The sequence below is a fragment of the Paenibacillus sp. FSL H7-689 genome, from assembly GCF_000517905.1.
Lineage (GTDB): Bacteria > Bacillota > Bacilli > Paenibacillales > Paenibacillaceae > Paenibacillus > Paenibacillus amylolyticus.
Genome location: NZ_ASPU01000002.1, coordinates 121272 through 141108, shown reverse-complemented (window position 1 = coordinate 141108; position 19837 = coordinate 121272). Strand labels below are relative to the sequence as shown.

At 43.6% G+C, this 19837-nt stretch carries 18 protein-coding genes; 9 read left to right on the top strand and 9 right to left on the bottom strand.

What is annotated here, in order from left to right; translation table 11 throughout:
• Positions 1-428: 428 nt before the first annotated feature.
• Positions 429-1667, top strand: a complete 1239-nt coding sequence (locus tag C170_RS00655) for an RNA polymerase sigma factor (protein WP_036605774.1) — start codon at positions 429-431, stop codon at positions 1665-1667.
• Positions 1668-2098: 431 nt separating this feature from the next.
• Here C170_RS00655 and C170_RS00650 read toward each other — a convergent pair whose 3' ends face one another.
• Positions 2099-2764, bottom strand: coding sequence for a cyanophycinase (locus C170_RS00650; RefSeq protein WP_036605773.1), 666 nt, complete (start codon positions 2762-2764; stop codon positions 2099-2101).
• A gap of 173 nt (positions 2765-2937) precedes the next feature.
• Complete coding sequence (locus C170_RS00645; protein WP_036605772.1) at positions 2938-4161, bottom strand: RNA polymerase sigma factor; 1224 nt, start codon at positions 4159-4161, stop codon at positions 2938-2940.
• Positions 4162-4416: 255 nt separating this feature from the next.
• Here C170_RS00645 and C170_RS00640 point away from each other — a divergent pair, with 255 nt between their 5' ends.
• Entirely contained in the window at positions 4417-5235 is an 819-nt protein-coding gene (locus C170_RS00640) for a hypothetical protein (protein WP_036605771.1), read from the top strand.
• Between the two features lie 109 nt (positions 5236-5344).
• On the opposite strand, the gene C170_RS00635 is transcribed toward C170_RS00640, so the two are convergent.
• On the bottom strand, positions 5345-6880 hold the full coding sequence (locus C170_RS00635) for a helicase DnaB (RefSeq protein WP_036605770.1): 1536 nt from the start codon (positions 6878-6880) through the stop codon (positions 5345-5347).
• Between the two features lie 385 nt (positions 6881-7265).
• Positions 7266-7559: a YuiB family protein gene (locus C170_RS00630; protein ID WP_036605769.1), complete on the bottom strand. Its 294-nt coding sequence runs from the start codon at positions 7557-7559 to the stop codon at positions 7266-7268.
• Between the two features lie 451 nt (positions 7560-8010).
• On the opposite strand from C170_RS00630, the gene hemQ reads away from it, so the two are divergent.
• Positions 8011-8757: a hydrogen peroxide-dependent heme synthase gene (gene hemQ, locus C170_RS00625; RefSeq protein WP_036605768.1), complete on the top strand. Its 747-nt coding sequence runs from the start codon at positions 8011-8013 to the stop codon at positions 8755-8757.
• A 334-nt stretch (positions 8758-9091) separates the two neighbouring features.
• Here the strand turns inward: hemQ and C170_RS00620 are convergent, their stop codons facing one another.
• Positions 9092-9346 (bottom strand): hypothetical protein, encoded by a 255-nt coding sequence (locus C170_RS00620; protein ID WP_036605767.1) that lies wholly within the window; start codon positions 9344-9346, stop codon positions 9092-9094.
• Complete coding sequence (locus C170_RS00615) at positions 9343-10536, bottom strand: NAD(P)/FAD-dependent oxidoreductase (protein WP_036605766.1); 1194 nt, start codon at positions 10534-10536, stop codon at positions 9343-9345. The genes C170_RS00620 and C170_RS00615 overlap by 4 nt, the downstream gene beginning before the upstream one ends.
• Before the next feature lie 654 nt (positions 10537-11190).
• On the opposite strand from C170_RS00615, the gene C170_RS00605 reads away from it, so the two are divergent.
• Both C170_RS00605 and C170_RS30625 read left to right on the top strand, forming a co-directional pair.
• Positions 11191-12165, top strand: coding sequence for an NAD(P)/FAD-dependent oxidoreductase (locus tag C170_RS00605; RefSeq protein WP_207765610.1), 975 nt, complete (start codon positions 11191-11193; stop codon positions 12163-12165).
• A 76-nt stretch (positions 12166-12241) separates the two neighbouring features.
• Positions 12242-12493: a hypothetical protein gene (locus C170_RS30625; RefSeq protein WP_076319806.1), complete on the top strand. Its 252-nt coding sequence runs from the start codon at positions 12242-12244 to the stop codon at positions 12491-12493.
• 21 nt (positions 12494-12514) lie between these two features.
• Here C170_RS30625 and C170_RS00600 read toward each other — a convergent pair whose 3' ends face one another.
• Together C170_RS00600 and C170_RS00595 are read right to left on the bottom strand one after the other, a co-directional pair.
• Entirely contained in the window at positions 12515-12658 is a 144-nt protein-coding gene (locus C170_RS00600) for a sporulation histidine kinase inhibitor Sda (RefSeq protein ID WP_017692430.1), read from the bottom strand.
• Between the two features lie 355 nt (positions 12659-13013).
• Positions 13014-13673 (bottom strand): YheC/YheD family protein, encoded by a 660-nt coding sequence (locus tag C170_RS00595; protein ID WP_036605763.1) that lies wholly within the window; start codon positions 13671-13673, stop codon positions 13014-13016.
• A 238-nt stretch (positions 13674-13911) separates the two neighbouring features.
• On the opposite strand from C170_RS00595, the gene C170_RS00590 reads away from it, so the two are divergent.
• Complete coding sequence (locus C170_RS00590) at positions 13912-14166, top strand: hypothetical protein (protein ID WP_036605762.1); 255 nt, start codon at positions 13912-13914, stop codon at positions 14164-14166.
• A 26-nt stretch (positions 14167-14192) separates the two neighbouring features.
• Positions 14193-15722, top strand: coding sequence for a Ppx/GppA phosphatase family protein (locus C170_RS00585; RefSeq protein ID WP_036605761.1), 1530 nt, complete (start codon positions 14193-14195; stop codon positions 15720-15722).
• Here C170_RS00585 and ppk1 read toward each other — a convergent pair.
• Positions 15682-17763 (bottom strand): polyphosphate kinase 1, encoded by a 2082-nt coding sequence (ppk1, locus tag C170_RS00580; protein WP_036605760.1) that lies wholly within the window; start codon positions 17761-17763, stop codon positions 15682-15684. The two genes, C170_RS00585 and ppk1, sit on opposite strands and share 41 nt — an antisense overlap.
• A gap of 248 nt (positions 17764-18011) precedes the next feature.
• On the opposite strand from ppk1, the gene C170_RS00575 reads away from it, so the two are divergent.
• The gene (locus tag C170_RS00575; protein WP_017692425.1) at positions 18012-18239 is read left to right on the top strand and encodes a hypothetical protein; all 228 of its coding nucleotides are present in this window, start codon (positions 18012-18014) and stop codon (positions 18237-18239) included.
• A gap of 347 nt (positions 18240-18586) precedes the next feature.
• A complete protein-coding gene (locus C170_RS00570) occupies positions 18587-19636 on the top strand; it encodes a glycoside hydrolase family 53 protein (RefSeq protein WP_036605759.1) in 1050 nt (349 codons plus the stop codon).
• The last annotated feature ends 201 nt before the right edge of the window (positions 19637-19837 follow it).

Genomic DNA, 19837 nt, shown 5'->3' with positions numbered 1-19837 from the left:
TTTATCTCTCTTGTCCGCAACCAACTGCGAGAGGCCAGATGCTCCACATACTCAGCAGATCTATTCAGCAAAACTGTCCGTTAGTTGAGTAAAAGCAGCCAATCACAATGATCAGCTACTTTCTTGTTGTTATTGAGCTAACGTTTCCCGTTAGTTCAAATCGTTGGGGGGGGGTATAAATTGAAAGATTCCAATCAAGGTGAGCTGAACTTGCTTTCCCAGAAAGCCAATACGTTTTTTAGCTCCTGCATCTCTTTCTCCATTGGTAATCCTCACTTAATACCACATAGCCGAATTGCCTTTACGCTTTGCTTTTTCGGGGTTTAAAAAAAGTGGAGTGGCGTCGTGTAAAATTATTTTAAAACGATGTGGCTTTTTACCTCCCTTCGGTGTCTAATGAATTGTAAGTTCAGGAGGAGGTATTACTGGTGTCACGAGCTCAAGACAAAAAGAAAATCCCTGTTCTTCCGGAGGATCAGGAGCACATCCAGCATTTCGAAGCCATTTATAATCAATATCGAGATAGAATTCGAAATTATATTGCAGTAAAGACAAATTCGGCAACTGCCGATGACTTAACGCAACAAGCTTTTTTAAAAGCAATGGAAAACTTTCATTTGTTTAAGTATAACTCCAGTATATTTACTTGGCTATTCAAAATCGCTCAAAATATTGTGAAAAACGAGTATCGCACGAAATCACGAAATAAAGAAATATTGCACGAAGTAATCGATTTTCAGTCCCAATCGATATCCCTCGATATTGCTAGAGATGTCGATATTCGTCTTGATATTAGTGTTGCATTAGCCCGATTGAATGAATTAGATCAACAAATCATATCATTGCGTTTTTTCGTCGATTGCACTTTATTGGAAATATCCAAAATCATCGGGATGCCTCAAAGCGCAGTCAAGAACAGACTCTATCGTGCCTTAAACAAACTAAAAAAAGAATTAAAAGAATGGGGTGACATTACAATCATGTCTATTAAAGAATTGATATCAATTGTGGATAAAAACGAGGCTCCCTCCAAGAATGATGGTATGAACAAGGTATACCATGACTTATTTGAAGAGTTGAAAAGCAATGTAGATCGAATTATTATAACCTATCGTCATCGACCTTCTCAGAAAATCGCTATTGAGATCTATCCGGATCTGCCCACTTTTCATCAAGCAATAAACGAGCCGGATGCGCCCAATTGGTTTATGGGAACCTATGAAGACAATAAAATTAAAATCGTATCCCCACTCAACCCAGGCCCTGAACATACGTATCAATCGGTACTACGGCACACTCTAAGCTTGTTTACGGTGTGGTTAGTGAAGGATATTAATCCGTTGGCACCGAAATGGCTTACACACGGTCTCGGCGGGCATGAAGCCAAACAAACGTCACAAGAATATATCCAGTATAGAACTTCCGAATCGATTCAAAATAACGCTGTCCCTAGCTTTCAAGCATTAACTAATGATACCTGGGATTTCGAGAAGATAGGGGGATATGCATTCTCGCACTTGCTCGTAGAATATCTCATCCATTCATACAGTTTAGATGCGCTCAACAAATTCATACGCGATGCCACTGATTTTCAAGGCGCATTTCAAGTATCGGAAGCTGAGCTGCACGGGATGTGGGTGCAATATTTAAAATCTAGGCTATGTTAAATTTTGATACTAGTATTTGACCATAACAAAACCACCTTCGAAAAGGTGGTTTTGTTATGGTCTCCCGTAACTCAACAGTACACCATACATGTTCTATCTAGTACAGCCTTATAGCCCCAATCATTAAACTATCCTGCCCGTTAGCTTAATAAGGAGCTCATCATCCTAATATAATTTTTCGTGTTCTCTACTTTCTGTAAAGGTATACCAAAAAGGATCGTTAGCATTTTTGCAACGATCCTATTGTCAGTCCGCTAGTTTAAATAAGTAACTGATCACTCTGACACCCTGCCGACTTTAGGTCCTAGGAATATTAAGATTGCATCTATTTACAAACTCATAGAAAGGAGACCTGAGATAATTCGCCTGTTAGCCATGATTTTATACATCAAAAGGAATTACTTATGTAAGGTCACAGCCACTCACCCTAATTAGAGCGTCTCAACCAACTTCTGAATCTTTGAGTGGGAAATTAAATATACAGGTCCCATTATTTCTATTTTGCCGTCCTTTACACGTATAGCGCTCTCCTGTTCTGCCGCATAAATATCAATCTCTTCAGACAAGGGGAACAGGTAGCCTTGAACAAACATTGCGTAATCGCGTTGAGAATGAGATTCGTAAGCAAAATGATCAAAACCAATACCATTATAAATAGTACTTGTTTCAACTTCATCAGTGTTATTCAAGCTTAACCATTTTGCAGCCATGTTTAACGCACCGGCGCTGGCACCCATTATAATGGCATTGCTATTCTTAATAACATCCGATAATTCATAATCCAACAAAAAATCGTTCTGTAAAACAGGATATCCACCACATAAAAAAATGACAGAAGCGTTCCGAATGAATCGCTGAGCATCTTCTTTCTGCATACGGTAATCGATGAAATGATATTCATCAAAAATAATGTTAGCCTGATTCAACCATGTCCATTCAGAAACATCATCAAAGTTAACTTGCTCATCTTTATAACCAGACGGATTAGCACTAATCATAACAAGCAATTTTCTGTCTTGTATATCCTCCTGCAAACAATGGACCAGCTTCTCAGGAAAAAAATGATTAAACCAACTGAAATAGTAGTGAGTTTTCAAACTTAATTACCTCCATATGTATTATTTACATTCATCCATAGGATTCATAGACAACCTCTTTTTATATGCATTATACAAAATAATCCAATTAATTGATCGTACCTTTAACATAACTATAACCACGTTAAAAAAAGCCCAGTTCTTCCCCCGGGCAACATACATTTTTGTATGGGTTACTTACTTATAAACTCTACCATCTTCTGATGCAATTCCTTCTCGGAACATTGAAAGATACCATTAAAATCCTGAGGGTCACGGATCAATTTGTTTAAATGGTCTATTCCATATCGTTGAACAACAAACTCCACAAATAGGAACGAAAACTGAAAACCCTTCATCGTTTCGAAATCCCAGGTATCATTATCTAATTGTTCGAACGTTGGGATCTCTAAATTGTGAATAGCCTCTTCTGTTGTACCTTCAATATAGTCCTGAGTCATCAGCTTGGCTTCATATCCACCAATTCCTTGCCTTATCCATTTCGGAGCCTTCGGATTGATTTCACTTATTAGCCACATGGTGAACAAGTGAACCGTACCTTTAAGAATCGATGGATAGGTATGCTCCGGTCCTGGATTTAATGGAGATACAATTTTGAGAATACTCCCTTCATAGGTACCCATGAACCAATTCGGAGCATCTGCTTCTCCGACCGCTTGGTGAAACGATGGCATATCAGGATATACTTCAATCGTTACTTTTCGCGATGGATGATAATTGTACTTTAACGAGATTCGTTCAATATGATCACTTAGTTCATTGAACAAATCATGGTGTACTTTATTGGGCTGATTGTTCAATCCCTCGTTTTCACCCTTATTAACAATTGAAATCAGATCTTGAATAGACATGATCGTAACGCCTCCCCATTCTTTCAGTTCCTTTTTAAGTTTTTCCAAAGCTCTGTAGAGTCTGTTCTTTACTGCACTCTCACGCATCCCGACAATCTTAGAAATTTCAAGCAATGTGCAGTCCACAAAAAAGCGTAATGCAATGATTTCCTGGTCGGTTTCATTTAACTTTTTCAGCGCAACTCCGACATCAATTCGAAAATCAACATACTTCGTAAATTCAAGGGAGATCGACTGTGATTCATATCCCGTAAAATCAAACGGCGTTTCTTTTTTTCGCAATAATCTTCGATATTCGTTTTTCACTGTATTCTGAGCAATCTTGAATATCCATGTAAATAAATTTGATTTCCCTTGGAATCGGTGAAGATTCTCGACTGCTTTTAAAAACACCTGTTGAGTCATATCATCTGCAACCATCGGGTTCAATTTCAGGGAAAAGTAGTTGCAAATTCTTTGACGATACAGCTCATAAGTGTTTTCAAAGTTAGTGATACTTTCCTGTTTATCCGGATAAACAGGTTTTGTGTCATGAGCTCCTGACATGGTAAGAACCTCCTCTTGATTTACAATGAATTAGACACCAGAGAGAGTCAGAAGGCCACATAAATATAAAATAAATATGTATTCAATCTTTCAGGTTTGTTACTTACAGGACTAATCACCCTTTTTGAAATCTCACTTCATATCATCTCTATGATTTCATATCTTTACAAATTTATAATGATAAGCAAAGATTGGAATAGTTCTGGAGGGAATCACATCATGTAACCGCCTTCCCAAAATGAAGGAGAGATAATAATGAAATACACCAATGTTTTATTATCAAGCGTCATTGTTTTAGGTAGCTTAGGCACGTTATCAACTGCATCATCTTCACTTCATACTTCAGATAAAATAGCACATATTGCTGCTAACTCAACATCTGTGAACTCTTCGACATACCAGAGTATATCTAAGTTTGAAAAAACAAAAGGCTCAAACAAAATTGTCTGGAGAGGTGACGACATCACGATAACCGCGAACACCTTAAAGCTAGATGCTGCTGCCGATTTTGAGCAAAACATCATTGACACCATTGTAGTTACTCATGGTAAAGAAAAGCACACCCTACAAACAGGAGATTTTGAAGTGAAATTATTGGATATAAGTAGTGTTGCTGAATCTCCATCGAATGAATGGGTTGCTATCCAAGTAGAAAAAAGTGCCGGCAGCAACCTCATTCTCGTGAACCTTAAAACAGGAAATTACACAATTATAAACGAACGTCTTGAAAAAGCAGGTAAACAAAATGTAGAAACCATTTCATCATATAATTGGTCACCAAAAGAAGACATCATTGCATTTTCTTATGGAAGTACGGATAAAAGCACGTTAGCAATATACGACACTAAGAAAGACAGTGTTGTTTATCTCCCTCGGGCAACCAACTATATTAGCACAGGTCTAATTTTATGGTATAAGAACGGAAAAAATATTGATTATATTAGTGAGTATCCTTCAGATCAATGGATTCTTTTCAGATACGATACAGGAAGCAAAAAAGTTAAGCCTGTAAAAAGAATCACAAAAAAGGAATTTCAGCAGTGGTTTAAATTAGATAAATATCCTACAAAATAATAAAAAAAATGGATTAAACGTAAAATACGTTTCTTCAGTTCAACTTATATAGCAAAAAGGCGAGTCTCCATTAATCGGGGGACTCGCCTTTTTGCTATATAATAAATATTTAAGAAGTTCCTTTTTGTTTACTCGCCTGCATCTGCTGGGCAAATCTCATCATCTCTTCGAACTCTTCCTCGGATACGGCATCTCCATCGGTGCTTATGTCTTGTACAATCGGAATTTCGGGTTTAGCTTTGGTTCCTTTGCCGTATGTACGGGTACGGGTTCCAGCTGCACCAGCAGCCTGTTTGCCTTTGACCTTGGCCTGATCACGAATATATTGGACGGCTTTCTCGTAGGAGTTTACCTGCTTAAGCAACATGTTGGAGGCGATCGCCTCAACAAAGTTACGGTTAATCCGCTGCTCGCCACCGGATACAAGCAATGCCATCAAATAATGAATCAATACATTGATGACTTCACCCGGCAACTTGTAGCTCAGATCAATTTTCTCAAATATATCGATGAGATTGTCCGGTACTGCGCCCGGGAAGAACGTCTGCAACAGACGCGTATACGGCTCATTCCGCAACATCATATTGTATTGATGAATATCACACTTGGTCATAAATTGTGGAGGTACTTCGACGTAGTATTCCATCTGTACTCCATGTTCAACAGGTGGTTCACCAGAGTCCTCTTTCCGTTCAGGCTCCTCCATATGCTGTCTCAGTGCCACGACCTTGGCTGCCTGTACAGTCTGTTGCTCATGCCGCTTCTTCGTCTGTCTGAACTGCATGCTCGCCTTATGCTGAAGATCATCCAGAATCAGCTGGCCCTGCGGACTGAAGATATCATCTTCATCCAGCAGACGGCATACATCCTGCACACTGAGATTAAACTTGTTCACGACATAATTTACAATGCCAAGTTGTTCGTGATCAAATCGCAATTGTTCTACATGACGGCGATTGACGGACTCCCGCGGGAAACGCAAAATAATGTCGGCATAGTTCAAACTATTTTCTTCCGCTGCATCATTCGTGCCTGTCCGCTGCGCCGTAGTTGATACTTCCGACAATGCTTGCTCCAACTCATAATCAATTACGTGGGTATTCAATTCAAATATATCGTAAAAGGGAACGGAAATATTCTCTTTATTAGCTGCCGGATAAGGCGCGTCGCCATTTTCCACTGCCGAGAAACCGGAACGCAGGGAAAGGACGGCAAATTTGCCTATCTTGTCACGAAGCAGCAGTGTCAAATGCTGTGTCCGGAAAAACTCTGCCGGAGAGAGCGGCGGTTGCAGCTCATATTCGTAGATGTAATCATCATTTTCCGGTATATATAGGCGTGATGTCTGAAGTAGCCCCACTGCCTCAAGCTTGGATGTCTGCTCTAACAAATATTTGCGCCCTTTCTCACTTGGCTCCAAGCCAAGCGTCATGAACAGCCTCCGTTGCTGTTCAAGCGGCGAATAACCGACCTGTTCACCGGGAAGATGCTGAAACAACAGCCGATACAAGCCAACCGCAAAAGCACCTACCATGGGCTGATATGCTCCTGTAAGCATACGGTCATCCAGGGCGCTAAGTCCAAACTCCCTGTATACGCAGTAGCGATGATGTTCAGTATAATGGTGCAGATTCTTCATGCGCATAGCCTGATCTCCTTCTCCCCAAAAGTATGTTTATCTATTCTATCATAAATGTCTGATCCTCAAATGCTCAAAAACAGGTAAAAAGATGGCCTGTTCTCGTTCCGTTTCGTCCTAGGTCGACATCATTCACGTTTTCGCCGAATTCAGCAAATTTCTAAAATAAAATGTCGAGAGCCGCTAGAATACTATAAAAGCTGTAGCCGCAGAATACAAGGGAATATCTAAAGAGAATGTTCTCCAGATGTATATGAAGTACAAGTGTACAATAATCCTTATAATATAAATGAATAGCAAAAAAGCCTTCCCTTTGTACTCGTAAGCGTTTACGACAAAGACAAGACTTTCACGCGATTACAGTGGCATGTGTTACCTCTCTCCCAACAATCTAAAACATTCTGTACCCACCCAAACGCAACTTCTGGATCGTCCAGCCACTGATTATCGCACCAGCCAGTCCAGCGATGCCCGTCATATAGTCTACAAGCTGGAAAGAACCCAGATGTGACATCAGAGATGACGAATGATCCCATAGAGAGTACACAACAATAGGCAGAATTACAATAATGAACAGATAGGAAGGAAACCAAGTTGTCTTCATCAGCATGTTCAGAATGAAACCGATACCAAACATCATAACGAAAAATAATACCATCAATACCAACACAGGTATAAATTGCATCGGGCGACATTCACCTCTTCTTTCACACATTCAGGTTTCACTTCTGGATAGTAGTTAGTGTACCGCAAAAAATGTGGCGAAGCAACGAACTTTCTGGACAAATTTCCCTATATTTATACTCTGTTCATTTGCCCTTCTGCTTCATGTTGGGATACAATGTAAACGATAAAGCAATCACCCGTCCCTTATAGTGCATGTTCAAAAAGACTGGTTTTCAGTACCGAGAAGATGGAATGAAGTTAGAAATGGAGCAGCGGAGCGTAGATAGAGCTACGTGAGCAGCTACAATGTTTCCTAAGGAAACATACTTCGTAAGCCTCCCACTTATTTCGGCTGAATGCCATATTCGATGCTGATGATGCCACCAGGCATGATTCGTAATCAAAAGCGGACTTTTTGAACAACCTCTTATAGGGATTTGGAAATATACCTTGCAGGAGGAACACAACCAATGAACGAAGCCGCATCAACACTGGAGGGCTGGTATGCCCTGCATGATTTTCGCTCGATTAACTGGGCCGCCTGGAAAGCAGCAGATGATGAAGAACGCGCTGTAGCACTGGACGAGCTTCAGGAATTCTGGAAAGAATGGAAAGAAGTCGAGGATTCATCCAAAGGAAGTACCGTTGTGTATACGGTTGTAGGTCAAAAAGCAGACCTCGTCATGATGCACCTGCGTGAAACGCTGGAGGATCTGAAGGCTGTTGAGAACGCGTTTAACAAAACGATGTTTGCCCAATACACAACTAAGTCGTATTCCTACGTCAGTGTAGTGGAACTGAGCAACTATCTTGGCAAAGAAGGCGAAGACCCGATGCAGAATCCGGATATTATCGCCCGTCTGAAACCTGTTCTGCCACAACGACAATACATCTGCTTCTATCCAATGAACAAAAAACGTGAGCTGAATGACAACTGGTACATGCTGTCCATGGACGAGCGTCGCACCATGATGCGCAGTCACGGCATGATTGGCCGCAGCTATGCGGGTAAAGTAAAACAGATCATTACCGGCTCTGTCGGTTTCGACGATTGGGAATGGGGCGTTACGCTATTTGCGGATGACGCACTTCAGTTTAAGAAACTCGTCTATGAGATGCGTTTCGATGAAGTTAGCGCCCGTTATGGCGAATTCGGTTCGTTCTATGTGGGAAGTCTGTTGAACGAAGGAACACTGGAAGACATGCTTAAGCTGTAGAAACAGCACAAAGCACAATAAAGCACCGCGACATCTCCTGTAAAGGATATTGTCAGCGGTGCTTTATTATCTATCTATATTCTACTACCTCAAGCTTGATTTAGATCTATATTGTTTGAACTATTTATTTACACAAAAACGGAAAGGACAGAAAAAAACTGAAAAAGCGAAGCTACAAGCTTTCTGAAAGAAAGCTGCATCGGAAGCATACGCTATCACCGGATTTTCCCTTTAACAAAAGGGAATCAAAAAAATCTGGGGATAACAGCGATTGGAAGGTTATTCTGTCATTGAAGTGTATGTGTAAACATCTTTAGTTCAACTTATATCGTCTCTAATCCTCGTCCTCATCATCTACCGCTTTCAGCGATTCGAGGAACTCGGCTGTGGCCCGATCACGGTCACGACCCTTCTCTTTAAGCCGCTCAATCGCAGGCATAATGAGAATATCCACTTCTTTCTGCACGATGTAGGCCAGATCATACTGATCCTGTTCCTCGAGATAACCACCGACCTGCATCAGGGCGTTGTAACGATCCAGCTCTTCACGTGTTAATAGTCCCCGGACCTGAACACTACAATGTCTCATCCAAAAAACCGCCCTTTCTTCAGGACCAGCGGAATACCACCAATGATGAACAGATAACGCAGATCGACCAGCTTCTTCAACTGAGCCGCTTTCCAGCCCTTGTATTTCTTGCCGCCCACAACGGCAATGGCTTCACCTTTACCCAATGAAGCAACTGTGCCTTTGCTCGTAAATACAAAAGGTTGTGGCTGTTTCTTGCGAATGGATGCTACGACGTTCTTAGCGCAGTTCACACCCTGCTGCATCGCAATCTGAGCTGTTGGCGGATAAGGCCGTCCTTCAGCATTGAACACAAGTGAATTATCACCAATGACATAGACATGCTCATGCCCCGGAGCACGCAAGTAGTCATCTACTTTCACACGTCCTCGCATCACTTCAAGACCTGCCTGTTCAAGCAGTGAGTTACCGCGAATGCCGCCGGTCCATACGACTGTAGCCGCATCGAGCTTTTCACCTTCACCCACAATAACCCCGTCCGGGAGACATTGCTTGATTGGAACACCAATTTTGAAAGTAACGCCCTTCTTCTTGAGCACATTCATCGCATGTTCTACCAATTCCGGGTCAAATCCAGGCAAGGCCGAAGGCGCTGCCTCTACATTATAGATATGCACATGTTTCGGATTCACGTCGAACTCCTTGCACAGCTGTGGAATACGATCTGCAAGTTCAGCTACGAATTCAACACCACTGAAACCCGCTCCACCTACGACAAACCGAATACGATTTCGTTTGTTGTCGTTTTTGTACATCGCAAATTGATATTCGATGTGTTCTCGAATCAATCTGACCGAGTTAATGCTGCGGATTGTCATGGCGTGATCGAGCATCCCCGGAATACCGAAGGTCTCAGGCTCACCGCCTAGTCCAATAATCAGATAATCATAGGATAACGTGCCGTCCTCCAGAATAATCTTCCGATCCTGCAGACGAATCTCCTTCACGGACGACTTGACCAGATCAATCTTGAACTCATCAATCAGCTTGGAAATGGGCACTCTTGCATGCTCAATGGTATCCGTGCCGGCTGCCGGCATATGTAGATGTGTAGTAATATAATGATAATCATGCCGATTCACCAGTGTGACGTCGGCCTCGTTATAGTTCAATTCCTTCTGCAGCCGCTGGGCTGTCAGAATCCCGCCATAGCCCGCGCCGAGGATGACGATTTTGGGAATACTGCTCATGTCTATACCCCTTCCGGTTTCACTTGCATCAGCCCGATCTTGGGTGAGATGCAAAATGCACATACTTACAAATATTGATGAGGTCTTGCCCATTATGACGACAAATGTTAACTTCGCGAATTTATTTAAACGTTTGCATCAATTTCATAACTCACTAAAAATGGATTTTATGAAACTAGATATCGACGTATCGAACCGTTTTGATCTATATCTAGACTTGATTGAAGCAACTAAAGGGTTTATGAAATTGATACGTTTGCACGCAAGTTATCGTTTCAAGTTGTGAAATTAACCACAAGATCCTACAAAACACGGGATCTGTCTTCATATTACATATTGACTCTAAATTAGACAAAAAAACACATAGTACAGGTCAAGGATATCTGTATTTCTAGTAAAGATCAAGGTTTTTTTTGTTATTTTTCATAACCTTTCATTTCCAATTTCATCCTATTCTCATCTGATCTTCATCAATTGTTCCCAGTTTCGTGACGCCGCTAACTTTGCAACCCTGAATACACCGTTTATAATAGGAAAGACAGTTCAGCACCCATGCCGGTTACGATACGTAGCCTGCACATTCTTTCTGTTAACTACCTATTAAAATATGAAAGGTGTTGTTGATTCTTGACTGCACAAAATTCCAGTCATGATATGACTGATTTACTTATTATCGGTGGAGGCCCTGCGGGTCTGTTCGCCGCGTTTTATGGTGGGATGCGTCAGGCATCCGTTACACTGGTTGAAAGTATGCCACAGCTTGGTGGACAGCTTGCCGCTCTTTACCCGGAGAAATACATCTATGATGTAGCCGGATTCCCGAAAGTAACAGCTCAGGAACTGGTGAATAACCTCGTTGAGCAAATGAATCATTTTAACCCGAACATCCGGCTTGAAGAAAAGGTTGTATCGGTGGAGAAAAAGGATGAGCAACATTTCGTCGTGAAGACGGATGAGAATGAATATCATGCCAAAGCCGTCATTATTACAGCTGGTGTAGGTGCATTCGAACCACGTCGCCTGGAGCTTGAAGGTGCTGCCAAGTTCGAGAAGAGCAACCTGCACTACTTCATCAGTGATCTGAATGCCTTCGCTGGCAAAAAAGTACTGATCAGTGGCGGCGGTGACTCCGCGGTAGACTGGGCACTTATGCTGGAGCCTATCGCTGAGCAAGTAACGCTGATCCATCGCCGGGACAAGTTCCGTGCACATGAGCACAGTGTCGAAAACCTGATGAATTCCAAGGTGAATGTTGTTACACCGACCGAAATCACGGAACTTCACGGAGATGACACGATTACCAAAGTAACCCTTTCTCATGTGAAAACCAAAGAAACTCAGGAAATCGAAGTAGATGACGTGATCGTTAACTTCGGATTTGTCTCTTCTCTCGGACCGATTGCCGAGTGGGGTATCGAAATTGACAGTAACTCCATCGTTGTTGATTCCCGCATGGAAACATCTATTCCAGGAATCTTCGCTGCCGGAGATATCACAACATATCCGGGTAAACTGAAGCTGATCGCTGTCGGATTCGGCGAAGCTCCAACAGCCGTCAACAATGCGAAGGTGTACTTCGATCCGGATGCCAAGTTGTCCCCAGGACACAGCAGTAACATGAAACGCTAGTTTTGCTGAAATAACATATATTCATACAAAAAAGGGTATCTTACTCCTGAGTGAATCCATATCAGGAGGGATACCCTTGTCTTATATATGCCCGCTGTGTAACGGTCTGGTTGTACCGGAGCAGGCTTGCCCCCACTGCCTTCAGGGACTGTTAGAATGCGGCAAATTGGATGATTACACCGGACCATACAGCCCCTACGTATTCCAAACTTCCTCTGACACGGCAGACGAAGTCGAAAACGTTTGCAATCATGTGATGTACTGTCACCATTGTCAGACGAGCACGCCATGGCCAGTCTCACTATGGGACTTGTCCGGAAACCTGTAACATTGCCTGCAATGAGGATCTCTAGTGAAGAATGGCAGATACGTCGGTACCCAGTTTGCGCTTATGGATTTCTGCCAACAGCAGTGCGATGAAATCTCGTTCGAGATTCAACTCAATCGCTTTATGGTAGGAATCCAACAACATCTCATCGGATAACATAGCCATTTCCCGCCACAACCTTTCCTTTTTTTTCCTCAAAACTATCATATCAGAGATTCATATAGAGAACAAGCGTTCTTGTTATCCACAACGATATGTGGAAATCCTGTGCATAGTTTGTTGATAAATGGAAAAAATATAGAGTAATCAACGTGTATAGTGTGGACAATATTTATGCACAGGGAGTTTGTACTACTGTCAGAACGTTTATCAGCGTATTTTTTTTGGAATAAATTCATAGTTTCAAGACTTGTTGCGAGTAAATTACCCGGTAATGTAAAATTTCAAACGGTTTTCATACCGTTTTCTTTTATATATTATCGGTTTTTCTTGAATTTTCTTGAGTTTTCCCATTCATTTTCTATTGGGGTCTGGTATTCACTTCCAGAATCCAGATCTTGCCTGAATAATCCAGTCCATAATCAAATCCAAGCTGACCTACACCAGGGAACTGACTTTCCATAATGTACGTACATGTCATTGTAAGTGAACGCATCTCCCGGCGTTTGTGCCGACCGGATATATGTGGCAGGGATAAACCAAGAGCTCGCCTTCCTGATAACATGGTGCCACCCTTGCTCAGATTCGTCACACAGAGTCCGGGACGAGCGAGTCGTCCTACTAATGAACGGAATACCCAGCCTCGTTGGGTTTTGACAACTTTGACTCTGTAATCAACAGGTCTCCCTTGAATTGTTGCCAGATGAATGCCTTGCTGGATCAAGTACTTGCGTCTAGCCTTTACACGCACCAGAGAGCGATACATCTGGCTGAAACTGGCGAAAGAACGGGTTGTTTTCATATGGGTGTATCGATAAGCCCCACCGCTAGCCGATACCCGGATAACACCGTAACCTCCGCCTCCTACAATAGGTTTGACATACACCATTCCATAACGACTGAGCATTTGCAGCAGATTACCCGAGTTGAATGCCTTGGTCTGTGGGATATGGACAGCAGCTACCGGATATTTCATCAGAGCCGCTGTCTTCCGCCATTTGCTTGCAAGTTGTCTCGACATGGGTTGATCTCCTTCCTTGAAACAATAGTCCTTCCTTATACATACTCAACAGAAGCCTTGCTTTCTTGGATGTCTGTCCACGGCAAAGGCCCCTTTTCCATGTAACCTGTCCCAGGGGTGATGGCGGAAACGGGAACAAGCGCCCGGTTTACTTTTCAAACAAGTCAATCTGTCGTATGCTACTAAGGAATGGCTTGGAAGGGCTTAAATATGAGGATCTAAGGAGCGTTAAGAACAAATGGAAGCATTTTTCAAATCACTTTATGGCGTAGCCTATTTTGCAATGTCGATCGTTCTGGTAGCTGTTACGGTACTTCTCTTTGTCACAGGTATTCGACTGTTTATGCAAAAGCGTAATCGCGGCTTTGCCGTGAGTTGTCTTATATTTGCCTGTTTCATCGTCTTTATCATTATTGTTATGTTAACTACGCCCTTCTCTGCCACACCGCCGGGTTCACCGGAAGCCATGGCTGCCCTTCTTCACTTCGGGTAGTTGAACCTCTGTAGAAGGAGATGCTTATGACACGTACTAATGAAACCTTAGGAATTATTGATATCGGCTCGAACTCCATTCGTCTAGTTATCTATGAACTGGACCAGGACGAAGCCTATCGCATCATTCATGAAGACAAATACGCCGCTCGTCTGAGCAGCGTTGTTGAGTCCGATGGAACCATTCTGCGCCATTCTCTGGATAAAGCCATCACCATCTTGAGTCAATTCAAAGCGACCTGTGAAGCGTATCAGACCAAACTGATTCGCGCAGCAGCTACCGCAGCTATTCGTAATGCAAGCAATGTCCTGGAGATTATTGAATGGCTGGAGACCGAGACGGGGCTTACCATTGAATGTGTATCGGGAGATCGGGAGGCCTATTATGGGTTCCTTGGTGTCACTCAATCCATTGATCTGGCAGACGGTTACGTCGTGGATATTGGAGGCGGCAGCACAGAGATCACGGTCTTTCGGGATCGGAAAAGGTTACATAGCATCTCCCTCCCTATTGGTGCTGTGAATTCACATGCCCGTTACGGGGGCGAAGATCAGTGGACTGAGGAGAATGCAAATGCATTATGCAACGAAGTCACTGAGGCTCTCCGTGGACAGGATTGGATTCGTGAGCATCCTGGTCTGCCACTCATCGGACTTGGCGGCACAATGCGTACACTCGCCAAAGTGGAACAGAAGCGCACCCAGTATTCTTTGCCTGTCAGCCATCATTATGAGATCAGTGAGGAAGCGATGGAGAACATCGCTCGCTCCTTACCACATCTCACCTCGGCACAGCGCAAAAAGGTACCTGGGCTCGCCAAAGATCGCGCTGACATCATTGTGCCCGGCGTACTGATCCTACGAACTGTCTTCCAGATAATACAGGGAGATCGTTATGTGGTTAGTGGCGCGGGTCTACGAGACGGGTTGTTGCGTGATTACATGGCTGGAGGGCAGCCGGTCGTTCCAGACGCGCTGAAGGACAGTATCCGCAACTTTATCCATTTTGGTCCACCTATTCCAGAGAAACGTCTGCAACGGATTCATCAGGATATGGTTACCCTGTATACAGCATTACAAGGTACCCCTCCTGATCAAGCAGATGCCCGAATCCTGTATGCATCCTCCATGTTGCACATGGCTGGTAAGCAGATTAACTATTTCCGTTATACACAGCACTCGGCCTATTGGATCATGAATTCAAGCATCTATGGACTTTCTCATCGGGAGACCATTCTAAGTGCCAGTGCAGCTGATTATCATCCCAAAAAAAGAACGCCCCAGCTACTGAATAAGCACCGGGACATTCTGAAAAACTCGGATGAGCGGCATGCTCATCGTTTAGGCTCTCTGCTGCGAGTAGCCGAAGCCATCAATCGATCCGAAAGCATTGCTGCGATTGAAGCAACAAAAGAAAACGACTCGCTGCAGGTGCAATTCACCTGTACAGCTGAGCCGTTACTGGAACTTGATGGCCTGGAAGAGGCCGTCAAGGATCTGAAGGAAGCCTGGGGAGTTACGTTAACGCACTCCATTCAGCAGGCTTCCAAGGGATAATACCCATGGCCTCCGTCTGACTTCTCAGCGGGGGCTTTTCATTTTCTACAAATACATAATTGCCACCAGGCATAAGTTGTCTCGCTTTGACATTATCCATAAGGGACAGATTAAGGATATCCACTAGCATTTTCTTCAGCTCTGGATCAAAAACGGGACACATCAGTTCAATTCTTCGATTCAAGTTACGTGTCATCCAGTCTGCACTGGAGATGAATACATCCGGGTTGCCGCTATTTTCAAAATAAAACAACCTTGAATGCTCCAGAAAACGATCCACAATGCTAATGACTCGAATATTCTCACTGAGCCCCTCTACCCCCGGACGCAGACAACATACCCCACGCACAATCAGATCGATCTGCACGCCGGCTTGAGAAGCCTCGTATAATTCATCAATCATTTCCTGATGGGATAAGGAGTTGATCTTGGCAATGATTCTGGAAGGTTTGCCTTTCAGCGCGTGCTCTGTTTCTCTACGAATCAGTGCAAACAACTCATCCTTCATACCATCCGGAGCTACACGGAACGCCTGCAATGCCTTTGGACCGGAGTATCCGGTAATCTCATTGAACAATTCGGATGCATCTTCCCCAATAATTGGATTAGAGGTGAACAGTCCCACGTCCGTATACACTTTGGCTGTACTCTCATTATAGTTACCGGTTCCTACATGAACATAACGTCTCAGCCCCTGCTGTTCCCTGCGTACAACAAGAATTATTTTGGCATGGGTCTTCAGTCCAACCAGTCCATAAACCACGTGACAACCGGCTTTCTCCAGCTTACGCGCCCAAGCAATGTTGCGCTCTTCATCAAACCGGGCTTTCAGTTCCACCACCACCGTGACCTGCTTACCACTCTCAGCGGCAAGTGCAAGTGCCGGAATAAGGCGTGAATCGCCATTGACCCGATATAATGTCATCTTGATGGCCAGAACTCTTGGATCTTCCGAAGCCTCCAATATAAAATCAGTGACTGGTTCAAACGATTCGTACGGATGATGTACCAGTACATCGCGTTTGCGCAGTAGCTCAAAATGACTTTCTCTTGGCAGAAACTCAAGTGGGTAGACTGGCTTCACCGGACTGTATTTCAGATGTGAGAAACTTTCCAGACTGTCTACGAATCCCGCCAGAAAACTCAGATCAAGTGGTCCATCAATTTCATATACCGGGTCCTGAATATCAAATTCATCCTGCAATTCCAATAAGGCATCCGGACGAAAATCCTTGCACACTTCCAGTCTTACAGGAGCCCCGCGGCGTCTGCGGCGTAATTCTTTTTCAATAGCCTCAAGCAGATCTTCCGCTTCTTCTTCATTAATAAACAGATCCGCATTACGGGTCACTCTGAATTCCTGTGCAGCAAGCGAGATATATCCGCTGAAGAGCGTATGGATATGATGTTTGATAAGATCTTCAATCAGTATGAATGTTTTCTTTTTGCTATTCGCCCGAATGGGAGCCTGAACTACCCGCGGCAGATTGGAAGGCACCTGAACAATAGCCATAAACGGCTCGCCCTCTTGCTCCCCTTCCTTCTGTAACATCACGGACAGATAGACAGACTTGTTGTGTACCAGTGGGAACGGACGACTCTGGTCAATCGCCATCGGTGTGAGTACCGGAAAAATAATTTCATGAAAGTACTGGTCCATTGCGCGCTGCTGTGTCACATTAAGATCTGTATATTCCTGAATGTTCACGCCTTTCTTGGCGAGTAGACGAATGAGTTCACGATACGTTTTATACTGTTCGGCGACCATGGTCCCGGTTCGTTTGATCAATCTGCGGTACAATCCCGAAGGCGTGTATCCTGTAAAATCTTTTTGCGTGAATCCGGCCTTGATCTTCTCTTTTGTCTCCGCCACCCTTACACTGACGAACTCGTCCAGATTACTAGCGACAATGCCGAGAAATCTCATGCGTTCCAGCAGAGGCGTTGTTGGATCCTGGGCCTCCTGAAGTACGCGCCGATTAAATTCAACCCAACTCAAATCACGATTAACGTAGTTGCCTGTTTTGACGTCTCTATGCATGTATGGCCTCCGAATGTGTTGCATATCTATTCTTGGTTAGAAGTTCTCCTATAATTGTACTATTCGTAATCAACATCAAGCGTCAGCGCAGTGTAAACGCTACGTAAAATTTATGTAAATGATACCTCATGGCCGCAACTTTTTCCATCCCTTTACAAAGGTCAATAGACAGAGTAAAGTGAAGTACAGTGTGATTTGGTCCGGTTGCTTGTTCTCATTCCAAATATTATTGATCAAAGGAGTATATAATGAAATCCAACAAACCTAGAACGTTACAAAAAAATATAGAGTTTTTCACGGCTGCACTATCCCAATGTATGGTAAGCGCATGGCAGGAAGACCCGGCTGGCGTCTATTGCGAGGTTGGTTGTGGCATTGTGGAGCGGATCAGTGAAGACAGTGTGCGCATCCGAAACAATGACGGAACCAAGAGCCATTATGCACGAGATATCACGATGTTCCAGACTGAAAAATAATTTTTCGTAAATACGTAAAAAAGACTAGCTTTCCGAAACAAGGTGTTGTATACTCTTGCCACAAGGAAAGGAGGTGCGTCAACATTTCTAATGTCATGTTGAACGTGTCCCTTACCCGATCCACTAGCTCAAATTAAAAGAGTCTGGTGGAGGCGCGGGATACGGATCAATGTTTCAAAAAGCGCCACGGGTAGAAAAGCCGTCTTCGGACGGCTTTTTGTTTTCTCATTTTCTGTAGAGAGGTTGATAAAACACCCAAAATATTGGAAATGGACCCTTTAGTAGAGTAAACCAGGATGGCTATAATTAGGATGCAACTCAACCTAAATCCGAGGAGGCATCTTGTAATGTTCAAAAATGTAAGGGGTTTCAAGACATCCATCATGTTGGCTTTTGTTTTGTTATTCACCTCCATCATGTTGCCCGCAGGTCAGCATGCCAGCGCAGCACCAAGTTTCGCCAAAGGAGCCGACATCAGTTGGGTTCCCGGAATGGAAGCCCAGGGTTACAAATGGAAAGATAAAAACGGCGTACAGCGCGACATCATTGATATTTTGAAAAAAGACTATCAAATCAATTCCGTTCGCATTCGGGTATTTGTTAATCCTTCGAATGATTATGGGAACGGTTACATGAATAAGGATCGTGCGGCTGCACTCGCACAACGTGCCAAGAATGCTGGCATGAGTGTAATGCTCACTCTGCACTATAGCGATTCTTGGGCAGACCCTGGTCAACAGACCAAACCTGCTGCCTGGAAAAACTATACGTTCCAACAGCTCATGGATGCGGTATGGAACCACACTCGTGAAGTTATGACGGCGATGCAAAGCAAAGGCGTTACCCCGGACTGGGTACAGATCGGTAATGAAACAAGCAACGGCATGTTATGGGAAGATGGTAAAGCATCTACCAACATGAAAAACTATGCTTGGTTGGTGAACACAGGCCATAATGCAGTGAAGTCCCTGAGCAGCGGCACCAAAACCATTGTGCATCTGGCAGGTGGGGATGATAACGCCCTCTATGTATGGAATATTGGTGGTCTGATTAATAACGGAGCTAACTTTGACATGATCGCCATGTCCCTGTATCCTTCAGCTTCCGGCTGGAACACTGCTGTGACAAATACGGTAAACAACGCCAAGGATATGATCAACCGTTATGGCAAAGAGATCATCATCTCCGAAATTGGCATGGACAATAACCAGGCTGCAGCTGGCAAAAGTTTTGTTGCCGCGATGAAAAACCAAATTCGCAATCTGCCAAATGGCAAAGGTAAAGGTGTATTCTACTGGGAGCCTCAGGCTACACCAGGTTATAACAGTGGATATGGTAAGGGTGCTTGGCAGTCGAATATGATGCCAACTGTTGTCATGGAAGGATTTATTGACTAGAACACGGAGAGGTTAGAAGTGTGGGCTTTGGGGAGCAGCGTGGTGGCGTTCCGGTGGCGGATCGTTCTTATGATCGCTGTTATCCCCAGATTTTTATGAATTCCCCTGATAGGGGGAAAATCCGGGGATAAAGGCGACCGCTCCGCTTCTTCAGAATCGATTCCGCCCCCTCCACTACGTTGCTGCTCCTTGAGACACTTC